11 protein-coding genes are annotated in these 13,780 nt (G+C 57.0%); all 11 read left to right on the top strand.

The window, feature by feature from the left end:
• The first annotated feature begins 250 nt into the window (after nt 1–250).
• The 11 genes from ACO06L_RS04050 (at nt 251) to ACO06L_RS04000 (ending at nt 13,777) form a co-directional block, all read left to right on the top strand.
• Nucleotides 251–3,538, top strand: coding sequence for a FimV/HubP family polar landmark protein (locus ACO06L_RS04050; RefSeq protein WP_202347624.1), 3,288 nt, complete (start codon nt 251–253; stop codon nt 3,536–3,538).
• Between the two features lie 106 nt (nt 3,539–3,644).
• Nucleotides 3,645–4,553, top strand: a complete 909-nt coding sequence (gene truA, locus ACO06L_RS04045) for a tRNA pseudouridine(38-40) synthase TruA (RefSeq protein WP_202347623.1) — start codon at nt 3,645–3,647, stop codon at nt 4,551–4,553.
• Nucleotides 4,550–5,179, top strand: a complete 630-nt coding sequence (locus ACO06L_RS04040) for a phosphoribosylanthranilate isomerase (RefSeq protein ID WP_064230492.1) — start codon at nt 4,550–4,552, stop codon at nt 5,177–5,179. The genes truA and ACO06L_RS04040 overlap by 4 nt, the downstream gene beginning before the upstream one ends.
• Nucleotides 5,172–6,380, top strand: a complete 1,209-nt coding sequence (gene trpB, locus ACO06L_RS04035; protein ID WP_413772198.1) for a tryptophan synthase subunit beta — start codon at nt 5,172–5,174, stop codon at nt 6,378–6,380. Before ACO06L_RS04040 ends, trpB begins: the two co-directional genes overlap by 8 nt.
• 17 nt (nt 6,381–6,397) lie before the next feature.
• The gene (gene trpA, locus ACO06L_RS04030) at nt 6,398–7,210 is read left to right on the top strand and encodes a tryptophan synthase subunit alpha (protein WP_064230491.1); all 813 of its coding nucleotides are present in this window, start codon (nt 6,398–6,400) and stop codon (nt 7,208–7,210) included.
• Nucleotides 7,211–7,256: 46 nt separating this feature from the next.
• Nucleotides 7,257–8,183, top strand: coding sequence for an acetyl-CoA carboxylase, carboxyltransferase subunit beta (gene accD, locus ACO06L_RS04025; protein ID WP_064230490.1), 927 nt, complete (start codon nt 7,257–7,259; stop codon nt 8,181–8,183).
• The gene (gene folC, locus ACO06L_RS04020) at nt 8,167–9,492 is read left to right on the top strand and encodes a bifunctional tetrahydrofolate synthase/dihydrofolate synthase (protein ID WP_202347622.1); all 1,326 of its coding nucleotides are present in this window, start codon (nt 8,167–8,169) and stop codon (nt 9,490–9,492) included. The genes accD and folC overlap by 17 nt, the downstream gene beginning before the upstream one ends.
• A gap of 123 nt (nt 9,493–9,615) precedes the next feature.
• Nucleotides 9,616–10,287, top strand: a complete 672-nt coding sequence (locus ACO06L_RS04015; RefSeq protein WP_064230489.1) for an SPOR domain-containing protein — start codon at nt 9,616–9,618, stop codon at nt 10,285–10,287.
• 91 nt (nt 10,288–10,378) lie between these two features.
• Entirely contained in the window at nt 10,379–10,948 is a 570-nt protein-coding gene (locus ACO06L_RS04010; protein WP_064230488.1) for a CvpA family protein, read from the top strand.
• Nucleotides 10,949–10,982: 34 nt separating this feature from the next.
• Nucleotides 10,983–12,509, top strand: a complete 1,527-nt coding sequence (purF, locus tag ACO06L_RS04005) for an amidophosphoribosyltransferase (protein WP_014577182.1) — start codon at nt 10,983–10,985, stop codon at nt 12,507–12,509.
• Between the two features lie 26 nt (nt 12,510–12,535).
• The gene (locus ACO06L_RS04000; protein ID WP_202347621.1) at nt 12,536–13,777 is read left to right on the top strand and encodes an O-succinylhomoserine sulfhydrylase; all 1,242 of its coding nucleotides are present in this window, start codon (nt 12,536–12,538) and stop codon (nt 13,775–13,777) included.
• Nucleotides 13,778–13,780: the final 3 nt, after the last annotated feature.

Genomic DNA, 13,780 nt, shown 5'->3' with positions numbered 1-13,780 from the left:
GAGGCTGATTTCAGCCTCCGCCCCTGTTATTTTCAAGAGCGCTAGGTAGTTCCGCGCGATTGATAAAAAAATGGTACAAGGATTGCGGCTGATTGATTGATAAAAGAGGTTTTATCAACAATACTTGCCGGACTGAAAATTAAAAAGAACACATAATAACGAGAATTATCCAGACGGAAGTCATCCAACCTCGTCCGATTCTGTTTGAAAGAGAGCAGTAACGAATAACGGAGACTGGAAAGGAAAAAGCATGAAGGTACGCAAGCTTGCGGTTGCCCTGGCTCTGGCGGGAGGGCTCGGATCCGGCGTCGCACAGGCCCTGGGGCTGGGTGAAATAGAACTTCAGTCCTATCTGAACGAGCCACTGGACGCAGAGATCGTTCTGCCCCAAAGCCGTGGCGTCAATCCAGCGGACGTGTTCGTCAATATTGCCTCGGAACAGGCATATGAGCGGGTGGGGCTGGATCGCAACCAGTTTCTCAGTAAGCTCCGGTTCCAGGTGGTTACCGGCAATGATGGCAGTCTCATTGTCAATGTGTCCTCCCGTGAACCACTGAGGGAACCGTATCTCAACTTCCTGCTTGAGTTGACCTGGCCAAGTGGCCGGTTGATGCGGGAATACGCCGTGCTTGTTGATCCGCCTGTTTACGCCGAAGAGTCCGGTGTGCAGGAGCAGGTCAGCACGCCAACCGTCTCCACGACCCAGACTACCAGTCAGCCGGCCACCACTCGCAGTGCCGAGTCCGTACGCCGGCAGGCTCAGGCTGAGCGGTCCCTGAGCACCGGATATCAGGCCGATACGTTCGGGCCTACGGGAGCTTCGGACACTCTTTGGACCATCGCTTCTCGTGTGCGTCCTGACAACAGCGTTTCCATGCAGCAGGTCATGCTGGCAATCCAGGACCTTAATCCGGATGCCTTCATTGGTAACAATATTAACCGACTGAAGCGCGGTGAAGTTCTGCGCGTTCCGTCTCTTGATCAGATCCAGGGCCGCACTCGTGCCGAGGCTACCCGTTTGGTTGCCCAGCAGAATCAGGAATTCCAGGCTCCCCAGCGCACTGTGGATGCAACCGCTGAGCGACAGCCCGAACCTGCGACTCAGCAAGAGGCTGTTTCCGGTGGCGATGAACTGAAGCTGGTGGTCTCTGATGAAACCGGTACTGAGTCCAGCGAGAGTGGCTCTGCGGGTGGCGACAGTGAGTTGCCGGGCGGCGTTGACGCTGGCACAGCGGTCGCTATGGAAGAGCTTGAAAGCGCCCGTCGCGAAAACGAGGAGCTGAACAGTCGCGTAGATGATCTCCAGGACCAGGTTCAGACCCTGCAGCGACTGCTTGAGCTGAAGAACACACAGCTGGCTGAAATGCAGCAAGCAAGTGGTGCAGAGCCGACCGAGCAGGCGGCGCCCGTTGAAGGCGAAGTTACCGATGCGGCAACGGACGAATCTGCGGCATCGGAAGACATTGCTGCAGCAGACGAAGCTGCTGAAGGTGAGGGGCCCGTAGCTGTTGATGCAGACATGACGGCCAGAGAGACGGAAGAGGCCGCAGGTTCAGCCGAATCCACGGATATGGCCGAGTCTGAGGCCATGGTCGATGACACTGAGGGAATGGCCGAGTCTGATGAGACAGCCGATGATCAGGTTGTTGCTGACGCCGGTGAGGCACCAGAAGAAACAGGCATGGCCGATGCGGAAGAGTCAGCTGGTTCGGACGCTGTCGAAACTGGTGAGGAGACGGCCGCAGCAGCCCCAGCGGCCTCAGAACCGGTCCAGGCGGAGGAGGCCGCTCCGAAGCCGGCACCCCAGGCACCTGCAGCGGATAAGGGTTTCCCGGGTAACGTCATTGATGCCATTACCGGAAATCCGATGTATCAGATTGCCCTCGGTGGCGGCCTGATTGTTCTTCTGTTGTTGCTTCTGCTGCTTGCCCGTCGCAATGCCAACCGGGAAAAGGCGTTTTATGAGCAGCTCAACAGTGAAACCGATGAAGAAACAGACTCATTTGATCTGAGTCTTGACGAGGAAGATCAGGAATCAGCAGCCGGTAATGCGCTGGAAGAGGCTGACACTTACATTGCCTACGGACGCCACGATCAGGCAGCGCAAACCCTGGAGACCGCAATTTCCCGGGAGCCAAGCCGGACTGATCTGCGCCTGAAACTGCTGGGTGTCTACGCGGACACCCAGGATCGCGAATCCTTCGAGAAGCAGTTCGGTGAAATCGAGGCTCTGGAAGATGAAGAGGCACTGACGACGGCCAATGAGCTGCGCGCAAGGTTGGAAGAGGCAGAGTCGATGCCCAGCATCGATGATCTTGAATCACAATTGCGCTCAGACTCCTTTGCTACGTCTTACGACTCCGAAGACGGTGGTGAGCAGCCGGCTGAGAAGCAGGATAAGCCTGAATCCGAGGAGCTTCTGGCCGATCAGTTCGATTCGGAGCAGGAAGAGCCCGCCGAGAATGAGTTCGGAGATTTCGACTCGGATCTGTCAGAGACCGACCTGTCGGATTTAGAGCTTGAAGAATTTGAGGAGCACGAGACCAAGAAGTCTTCCGAAGATGAACCGGCTGAGGACGACAAGGAAGAAAGCCGGGACGACATGATCGAATATGATCTGTCGGGTCTCGAACTTGAATCTGATGAAGAAAAAGTTGGCACCGAAGACGCCTCGGAACTGGAAGAGTCCGGTGACTGGGACCTGTCTTCCGAGTTCGAGCAGGACTCTGAAAAATCTACGGGTGAAGAGCCAGGAATTGATGAGTCTGAAGACGACCTGAGCCTTGATCTGGAAGAGGGGGACCTTGACGAAGCTGATCTGGCGGAGGAGCAATCAACCACCAAGTCGGACACGTCTTCGGAAGAGCTCTCAGAACCGGATGCCGAAGCAGACATCGATTCGCTGGATGAATCCTTCCTGGATGAACTCGATGCTGAACTGGACAAGGTAGCCGGCGAAGAAGATGAGCTGGGTGGTAGCGAGATGGAAGAGTCCTCTCTGGACGATCTGGAGCTTGATGTCTCTGATGAGGATCTGGCTCTGATGGAGGAGTTTTCCGACAGTGCCGATTCAGCGAATCCTGATGAAACCGAAGAAGCGTCTCTTGACGAGGAGCTTGGTCTTGAAGACACGCTTGGTGAGGGCGATGCGGAAGAGGCTGATCCCGAGCAAGCTGTAGAGGGCGCCGAGGAGCTCGAACAGCAGGGCATCACTGAAGAACTGGAAGAACCCGAAGCGCCCGTCACTGAAGAGGAGGCGCCCGAAGAGGATCTGGATCTGCCAGTGGCTTCTGATGCGGTTTCCGATGGTTCAGGTAAGTCACAGGTCGCTGATATAGAAGAAAGCGAGCTGGGTGATGAAGACGACTTTGATTTCCTCTCAGGAACCGATGAGGCTGCCACCAAGCTTGATCTTGCGCGGGCTTACATCGAGATGGGTGATGCGGACGGAGCCCGCGATATCCTTGAAGAAGTCGCACTGGAAGGAAACGAAGATCAGAAAGCAGAGGCGCAGGACCTCCTTAAAAATCTGTCCTGATCCGTTATAATCGGGTGTGACAGGTAGCAAGCGCCGGCCGCCGGGTTAAGTCCCGGCAAGATGCCGGCGCTTTGTTTTTACAGCAACACTCTTTCCGGATTCACACTTGTTTCTCGAAACCCAGCAACTGACCACGGATAACGCCATCGGGGCAGGGCGCGTCGCGCTCGCGTTTGAGTATGATGGGCGCGGTTTTCATGGTTGGCAGTTGCAGAAATCCGGGGTCCGTTCGGTAGAAGCGGAACTGACCCGGGCTGTGGCAAAGGTGGCGGATCATCCGGTTGATCTGGTGTGTGCCGGGCGAACCGATGCTGGCGTTCATGCCAGTTATCAGGTTGCCCATTTTGATACCTCTTCTGTCCGTAATCTCCGATCCTGGGTTATGGGTATCAATACTGCCTTACCTGAAGACATTTCTGTGCATTGGGCCGGGAATGGCATCGGCGATTTCCACGCCCGATTCTCAGCAACCTACCGGCGCTACCGTTACATAATCTATAACCATCCTGTGCGCCCTGGTATTCAAAGAGGTCAGGTAAGCTGGACATTCCGCCCGCTGGATGCGGAACGCATGCATGATGCGGCGCAGGTGCTGGCCGGGGAGCATGACTTTTCCTCCTTTCGGGCCGCTGGTTGCCAATCCCGTACCCCGATCCGGTTTCTTGAGCGTATATCGGTAACCCGGAAGCGGGATTTTGTCGTAATAGACGTGCAGGCCAATGCGTTTTTGCATCACATGGTCCGGAATATTGCCGGTGCCTTGATGGCGGTTGGTTCGGGAAAGCAGCGACCGGAGTGGATTCATGAGATACTGGTCGCGCAGGATCGAACAGTTGCAGGTGTAACCGCGCCTCCCCATGGTCTGTATCTGGTCGACGTGGGCTATCCCGACGAGCTCGGGATACCTGCAGCCGAATGTGGTCCGGGTTTTCTGCGGCCATGGTTCAGCAGGACCGAGAACAGTCCGGTCACACCAACACACATTCATGTCAAACAGCGGGTTCCGAGCCAATGAGCGTCAGGGTCAAGATTTGCGGCCTAACTCGTCCCGAGGATATTGACGGCGCTGTTCAATCCGGTGCCGACGCACTGGGCCTCGTGTTCTATGAACCGAGTCCCCGTTCCGTGTCCGTGCAGCAGGCAGCGGAGCTGGCGATACGCGTCCCGGCGTTTGTGTCGGTTGTTGGGTTGTTCGTGAATCCGACGAAACAGGACGTCGAGGCGGCTTTAGATAAGGTGCCCCTGGACTTGCTCCAGTTCCATGGTGATGAATCACCCGCTTTCTGTGCCAGTTTTGGGCGACGCTGGATCAAGGCTATTCGCGTTCGTGAGGCGGGGCAGATAGAGGCGGCCTTCAGGGAGTTCCAGAATGCATCCGGCCTGTTGGTAGACGCCTGGGATCCGGAGCGGTATGGCGGTACCGGGAAGTCGTTTAACTGGGATCTGATTCCCGACCATCGACCGCTCCCCATCATATTGGCCGGTGGGTTGTCATCTGATAACGTATTTGCCGCTGTGAAGCAGGTGAAACCCTGGGCTGTGGATGTCAGTGGCGGTGTTGAACAGGACAAAGGCATCAAGGACATCCAGAAAATTTCTCATTTCATTAAAGAGGTTCACCGTGTCTGTAAAACTGACTGAAGAAATGCTGAGCGCACTGCCGGACGCGCGGGGTCACTTCGGGGCCTTTGGTGGGCGGTTTGTTTCCGAGACTCTGATGGATTCCCTGATGACGCTCGAGAAAGAGTACGCTCGCCTGAAGAAAGATCCGGAATTCCAGGCGCGGTTTGATAAGGAATTGGCGGACTATGTGGGCCGGCCGACGCCTTTGTACTTCGCCGAGCGTCTTAGCCGCGAGACCGGCGGTGCCCAGATCTGGCTGAAGCGTGAGGATCTCTGTCATACCGGCGCTCACAAGGTGAATAACACCATCGGTCAGGCCCTGCTCGCGAGCTTTCTCGGCAAGAAACGGATCATCGCGGAAACCGGTGCCGGCCAGCACGGTGTCGCCACTGCCACGGTCTGTGCTCGTCTTGGCCTTGAATGTCATGTGTTTATGGGTGCTGAAGATGTACAGCGCCAATCTCTGAATGTGTTCCGTATGAAGCTTCTGGGTGCGACGGTGCATGCCGTTGAAGGCGGCACCAAGACCCTGAAAGATGCCATGAACGACGCCATGCGAGACTGGGTGGCGAATGTGGATGACACCTTCTACATCATCGGAACCGTTGCCGGCCCGCATCCTTACCCACTATTGGTCCGGGATTTTCAGTCGGTGATCGGCCGGGAAACCCGCCGTCAGGCTCTCGAGAAAACCGGGAAATTGCCGGATGCTCTGGTGGCCTGTGTGGGTGGTGGCTCCAACGCCATTGGAATGTTCTACCCGTTCCTGGCTGATGAGTCGGTAGAGCTGTACGGAGTCGAAGCTGGCGGCCTCGGTATTGATACCGGCAAACACGCAGCACCGCTTTGTGCGGGCCGTCCTGGTGTGCTTCATGGCAACCGAACCTACCTGATGGAAGATGAGAATGGCCAGATTGCGGGCACCCATTCGGTCAGTGCCGGTCTGGATTATCCGGGTGTGGGACCCGAGCACAGCTGGCTGAAGGACATCGGGCGGGCGCACTATGTGTCGGTCACTGATGATGAGGCCATGGAAGGATTCCGGAAGCTGACCCGGGTTGAAGGTATCATGCCCGCTCTGGAAACCGCGCACGCAGTGGCTTACGCCATTAAACTGGCGGCGACCATGGATAAAGACCAGACCGTCGTTATCAACGTTTCCGGGCGTGGCGACAAGGACATCAACACGGTTGCCAAGCTTGAAGGCATCGAGATCTGAAATAGACAGGAGCAGGCATGAGCCGAATTGAAGGGGTCCTCAAGGCCCTGAAAGGACAAGGTCGAAAGGCACTTATTCCCTACATTACCGCCGGTGACCCCCATCCCGATGTCACGGTGGATCTGATGCACACGCTTGTGAAAGCAGGTGCCGATATTATCGAACTGGGTGTGCCTTTCTCCGATCCGATGGCAGACGGTCCGGTTATCCAGTTGGCCTGCGAGCGTGCATTGGTTCATGGCACCTCCCTGAGGCAGGTAATTGCCATGGTCAAGGAGTTCCGCAAAACAGATGACGCTACCCCGGTAGTGTTGATGGGCTACCTGAATCCAATGGAAGCCATGGGGTACGAGACTTTTGCCGACGCCGCCAAGGATGCCGGCGTGGATGGCATCCTGACCGTGGATCTGCCGCCGGAAGAAGCCGACGAAGTTGCGCCGCTGTTTACCCAGCGAAATCTCGACGCCATCTTCCTGCTGGCACCGACAACTACCGATGACCGGATCCGTGCAATCAGTGAGCACTCGTCCGGTTATGTGTACTATGTTTCTATCAAGGGTGTGACAGGATCCGCCACCATCAACGTGGATGAGGTTGCTGAAAAAGTTAACCACATTCACGAACTGACCGCGCTTCCTGTTGGTGTCGGCTTCGGAATCCGCGATGCGGAAACCGCCGCAGCGGTTGGTCGGGTATCCGATGGTGTAATTGTTGGCAGTGTCCTGGTCGATACAATAGCCAGAAATCAGGCAGATACCGACCAGCTCAAACGGGCATTGACGGATCTGCTCCACCCGATGCGTGAAGCACTGGACAGTCTCGCCTCCTGATTAAAGGGGAGGAGGGCAAACAGGCGTCAAAGGACAGGATGAAATCATGAGTAACTGGCTGGACAAGATCATGCCGAGCAAGATTCGCTCGGAATCCAAGCAGAGAACTGGAGTGCCGGAGGGGTTATGGAAGAAGTGCCCCAAATGTGGCGCCTTTCTCTACAAGCCGGAACTTGAGAAAAACCTCGATGTTTGCCCCAAATGCAACCACCACCTGAGGGTCACGGCCCGTCGTCGCCTGGACGTTTTTCTTGATCCCGAAGGGCGAGAAGAAATTGCCGCTGAGCTTGAGCCCTGGGATCGCCTGAAGTTCAAGGACAGTAAACGCTACAAGGATCGCCTGTCGCAGGCCCAGAAAGGCACGGGCGAGAAAGACGCTCTGGTGGCCATGAGAGGCACAACGCTTGGGGTGCCGTTGGTTGCCTGCTCTTTTGAGTTTGGCTTCCTGGGTGGTTCCATGGGGCAGGTGGTGGGCGAGAAATTCGTCCAGGCTGCCAATGTCGCTCTCGAGCATCGGATTCCCCTGGTCTGTTTCTCCGCCAGTGGTGGGGCCCGAATGCAGGAAGCCATCCTGTCACTGATGCAGATGTCGAAGACGGCTGCTGTGCTTGAGCGGATGAAGCTTGAGGGGATCCCCTACATTTCGGTAATGACAGACCCTGTGTTCGGTGGTGTTTCTGCCAGTCTGGCCATGTTGGGCGATCTCAACATTGCCGAGCCGAATGCCTTGATTGGCTTCGCCGGTCCGCGGGTCATCGAACAGACGGTTCGTGAAAAGTTGCCGGAAGGCTTCCAGCGCAGTGAATTCCTGCTGGAGCATGGTGCCATCGATATGATTCTCCATCGTCACCAGATGCGTACGCGCATTGCTCATGTGCTGGCCAAGTTCACCGGTCAGGAGCGTCCCGGAACCGAAGAGCCCATTGAATTTGAAGTTTCGGAAAAGCCTGAAACAGATGCCCCCGTCGAATAACCGTCCAGACCAGCCTCCGGCTTCGCCGGGGGCCGGGGCCACTGTCGATCAGTGGCTTGCCTATCTTGAAGCAATTCATCCCACCGAAATTGACCTTGGCCTCGACCGGGTACTTGTGGTTTTGCGCCGGCTTTTCCGTCGGAAACCGCAGGCACGCATCATCACGGTGGCAGGCACCAACGGCAAGGGTAGCGCTGTTGCGGCGGTGGAGGCATTGTTGCGAGCTGCAGGGCGCCGTACTGGAGCCTATACCTCGCCACACCTGCAGCGTTATAACGAGCGGGTACGCCTGAATGGTGAGGAGATTGCCGACGAGGCCCTTGTAAAGGCGTTCGAAGCGGTTGAGATAGCCCGTGGATCCGTCTCGCTCACCTATTTTGAGTTCGGAACCTTGGCCGCGTTTGTCGCTTTTGCCGAGGCCGGCCTGGATGACTGGATTCTGGAGGTGGGTCTTGGTGGTCGCCTGGACGCGGTGAATGTCCTGGATGCCGATTTCGTCATACTGACCTCTGTGGACATTGACCACGTTGCCTTCCTCGGTGATAACCGGGAAGTCATCGGATTCGAGAAAGCCGGCGTGCTCCGACCAGGCATCCCAGCGGTTTACGCCGATACAGATCCGCCCCGCTCGGTGCTTCAGCAGGCCGTCGCCCAGAGAGTCGATCTGGACCTGTTCGAGCGGGACTATGGACTGGTCAGGGAGGAGCAGGGCGGTTCCGGTTTTCCGGCAGCGCTGCTGAACTATCACGATCAGGTTGTTCGCTTGCCCGCCGGGCCTTTGCCAGTCACAAGCGTGGCAGCGGCAGTTGTTGCCATTCGCAAGCTTGAACCGGAGCTCCCGGTTTCCGTCATCGAACAGGTGCTTTCAGGCCTTTGCGTGCCCGGACGATTCGAGCGCCTTGGGTCCTCCCCAGATATTTTTCTGGATGTTGGTCATAATCCCCATGCGGCCGGATGGTTGGCTGAACAGCTGGGTAGTCTGAAATCCCCTGGCCGACGGGTCCATGCAGTTTACGGTGCTCTGGCGGACAAGGATGTGGAAGGTGTCGGAAAAGCAATGGCTGGGGTCGTCGATGCCTGGTACCTGGCGAGCTTGAAAGTGCCGAGGGGGCTATCCGGCCAGGAGTTGCAGTCAAGACTGGTCGATGGGGGCATCGGTCATGCTCCGGCCTTTGAATCAGTAGGAGAGGCGCTCAAATCGTCGCTTTCCAGCGCGGCCCCGAACGATCTAGTCGTCGTTTTCGGCTCGTTCTTCACAGTTGCCGAGGGGCGGGCAATTCTAAGGGCTGAAGATTCGGCCGGAAGCTAGACAACCGGCCTTAAACTTTGTCCATGGCGGCGGGTAGCACTTTGAGTTCCGCCCTCCGGGCAGTTAGTATCTGCGGACAGGTGCCTCTCGGGGCGCAGTCACAACAGTTGGGAGCCTAGCAACGTGGATGGACTGAAACAGAGAATAATCGGGGCGCTGGTCCTTGTTTCCCTGGCGGTTATCTTTGTTCCTATGCTCTTTGATGAGCCTCATTCCGAGCGCACCTCTACCACCATCAAGATTCCGGAGGAGCCACCGTTCCCCGAAGTGGAAGCACCCGACTCCGAATTGGAGCCCGCGCCGTCCTACGGCCTTGAGTCCAGCGATAGCAGTGTGGCAGCGCCAGCGGTTGAAGACGATGGCGGTGACTCCCCGGGATATCGCATTCTTGAGGAGTCTCCCGGCGCCGAAGCAGCCTCCGAGGTGACACAGTCGTCCGACGGCGGGCAGCCCTCGGCGCCCCCTGCTCAGGAACAGGCCAGTGCTCCGGCCGAAACTGAAGAAAAAGCCTCAGAGAGTTCGGCTACGGAAACCGCTGAATATGAACGTTCCCTGGAAGGCGCCTGGGTGGTCCAGCTTGGAAGCTTCGGCAATTCCGATAATGCCCGCCGGCTCAGAGACCAGGTACGAGAGAAAGGTTATGGCTCTCATCTGCAGGAAGTTGTCCGCGGGGACACCACACTGACTCGCGTCTTCAGTGGGCCTTTTGCATCCAAATCCGAAGCCGAATCCGCCAAGAGGGCATTGGACGATGCCTTTGGTCTGAACAGTCTGGTTACCTCCGGCGAAAAATAGCGATCGGGTTCGGGTTTATGTGTGTCTTGCGGTTTGGCGAGCCGCGGTTTCCTGATAGAATTCGCGCTTCCTTTTCTCCACCGGGTTTTCAATGGAAGCGCTGATCTGGATTGACTGGGTCATTATCGCCCTCATTACAGTTTCCACCCTCATCAGTCTGAAGCGGGGCTTTGTACGGGAAGCCCTGTCTCTGGTGACATGGGTGGGGGCGTTCATTCTGGCTCGAACCTTCCATCCCCAGATGCAGTCCCTGCTGGAAAGCACGGTTGAAACGCCTCTGGTCCGGCTCATCGCCGCGTTCGCCATCCTCTTTTTTGGAACCCTCATCGTCGGGGCCATCATCAATAACATGATCGGCCATCTGATTCGGGCCACTGGACTGTCCGCCACCGATCGGGTGCTTGGCATGGGGTTCGGGCTGTTACGCGGTGTGGTGGTGGTGATTGTTGCCATTGCGTTCACCCGCTATACGCCGCTCGCCCAGGATACCTGGTGGCGAACCTCAATTATTATTGATCGCCTGGCCGTGGTGGAAGACTGGTCCAGGCGAACCCTGGGCGATGAATTTGCACGCTTTTTGGGACCTGCGCCGGAAAATGCGCCGGAACCGGAACCCGTTACAGAGCAGGAAGGCGTGGAACCCGCGTCCGCGTCCCGCTAACATTCAGTTTTAACACTCGGAGATAGTCTTATCCATGTGTGGCATTGTCGGCATCGTCAGTACTTCCAACGTCAATCAGTCGCTCTATGATGCGCTGACTGTACTTCAGCACCGGGGCCAGGACGCGGCGGGCATTGTGACATTTCAGGATGAGCGGTTTTTCCTCCGCAAGGACAATGGCCTGGTGCGGGATGTATTCCACACCCGGCACATGCGGCGACTGGTGGGGAACGTAGGCATCGGCCACGTTCGCTATCCGACAGCGGGCAGTTCCAGTTCAGCCGAAGCCCAGCCGTTTTATGTTAACAGCCCGTACGGCATCACCCTGGCCCACAACGGCAACCTGACCAATGCCGATGACCTGAGCAAGGACTTGTTCCGGACCGATCTGCGCCACATCAACACCAACTCCGACTCGGAAGTTCTGTTGAATGTGTTTGCCCACGAGCTGCAGAAACTGGGCAAACTCGACCCGACCAAGGACGAGATTTTCTCGGCGGTCAGTGCGGTGCATAAGCGCTGCCGAGGCGCCTACGCTGTGATTGCCATGATTACCGGCTATGGCATTGTCGGCTTCCGGGATCCGAATGGTATCCGGCCGGCCTGCTACGGCGAGCGCACGGACGAAAACGGCCGCAAGGAATACATGATTGCCTCAGAAAGCGTCGCCCTGAACGCGGCAGGCTACACCTTGGTGCGCGACATTGCGCCAGGGGAGGCGGTCTATATCGAAACGGACGGCACCCTGTATACCCGTCAGTGTGCGGAGCAGCCGCATCTTTACCCGTGCATTTTCGAACACGTGTATTTTGCCCGGCCTGACTCCATTATTGACAAGGTGTCTGTTTATAAGGCTCGCTTGCGGATGGGCGAAACCCTGGCAGAGAAAGTACTCCGTGAGACACCTGATCACGATATTGACGTGGTCATGCCGATTCCCGATACCAGTCGGACCTCAGCCATGCAGATGGCGCACCGTCTGGGAGTGAAGTTCCGTGAAGGGTTCATCAAGAACCGTTACATCGGTCGGACATTTATCATGCCCGGCCAGAAAATGCGCAAGAAATCGGTCCGCCAGAAGCTCAACCCGATCGATCTGGAGTTCCGTGGCAAAAACGTAATGCTGGTGGATGATTCCATTGTTCGCGGTACCACTTGCAAGGAAATTGTGCAGATGGCGCGGGATGCCGGTGCTCGCAAGGTTTATTTTGCGTCTGCGGCGCCGCCCGTGCGCTACCCGAACGTTTATGGGATCGATATGCCCTCCGCCAGTGAGCTGATTGCCCATGGCCGCACCGTGGAGCAAATCCGGGAGCTGATTGGTGCCGACTGGCTGCTCTATCAGGACCTGGAGGACCTGATAACCTGTGTCAGTGAAGTGAACGATGACATTGAGGGTTGGGAGTGCTCCGTATTTACCGGCGATTACGTGACCGGTGATGTTGATGAAGCCTACCTCAGCCGAATAGACGGCTTGCGCAATGACGAAAAACGATCCGAGAGTGCCGGTGGTGCTGACGGGGACAATGGCATTATCGACTTGCATAACGACGAAGACTGAACGCCGCTTTCAGGCAGGAGATGTAGATGACTTTTCGCCGCGAAGAAACTGTCTGGATCCCGGAGTCCGACCTGGACGGGATGTCCGTGGACACCCTGGCCGTGAGGGCAGGGCAGATCCGCACCGGGCAGCTCGAGCACAGCGATGCGATATTTCCCACTTCCAGCTTCGTTTATGGCAGCGCAGCACAGGCAGCGGCGCGATTTGGCGGCGATGAGCCCGGCAACATCTATTCCCGATTCACCAATCCGACGGTTCAGGCTTTCGAGGGTCGAATCGCTGCTATGGAAGGCGGAGAGCGGGCTGTTGCTACCGCCTCCGGCATGTCTGCGATCCTGAGTACCTGCATGGCGCTGCTGCAGAGCGGGGATCATGTGATCTGCTCCCGGGGTGTGTTCGGCACCACCAACGTTTTGTTTCAGAAATACATGGCCCGATTCGGAGTGGAAACCACGTTTGTCAGTCTGACCGATATGGAAGAGTGGCGGGCGTCGGTGCGTCCTGAAACCCGGATGCTGTTCATTGAAACTCCGTCCAATCCCCTCTGTGAAGTGGCGGATATGGCGGCTCTGGGACAGCTTGCCCATGACAATGATGCTCTGTTCGTGGTGGATAACTGCTTCTGCACCCCTGTGCTGCAGCGTCCGTTGGAGCAGGGCGCAGACATCGTGATTCACTCGGCCACCAAATACTTGGATGGCCAGGGCCGCTGCGTCGGGGGTGTTGTGGTGGGCCCCGAAAAATTGATGGAAGAGGTCTTTGGCTTCCTTCGTTCGGCCGGCCCCACCATGAGCCCCTTTAACGCCTGGGTGTTTCAGAAGGGCTTGGAAACCTTACCAATTCGTATGCGCGCCCACTGTGACAATGCGTTAGAGTTGGCCCTGTGGCTGGAGCAACAGCCGGCAGTTGAACGTGTTTTCTATGCCGGGCTCCAGAGTCATCCGCAACATGAGTTGGCGAAAAAGCAGCAAACCGGATTTGGTGGTGTGCTGTCGTTCCAGCTCAAGGGCGCGCGGGAAGAGGCCTGGGCCTTCATTGATGGCACCCGAATGATTTCCATCACGGCAAACCTGGGTGACGTTAAAACCACGATTACACATCCGGCCACGACGACTCACGGGCGCTTATCGCCGGAGGATAAGGCGCGGGCCGGGATTACGGAAAACCTGATCAGGATTTCCGTGGGAATCGAAGCTGTTGAAGACCTGAAAACCGATCTTGAAAGGGGCTTTCAGGCGCTTCGGAACGCAAGCACCGATAACGTCTGAGCA

It is taken from the genome of Marinobacter sp. (genome assembly GCF_965229985.1).
In the GTDB taxonomy this organism is placed as follows: Bacteria; Pseudomonadota; Gammaproteobacteria; order Pseudomonadales; family Oleiphilaceae; genus Marinobacter.
The sequence above is the reverse complement of the archived record's forward strand: the minus strand, read 5'-3'. Positions and strand labels throughout refer to the sequence as shown.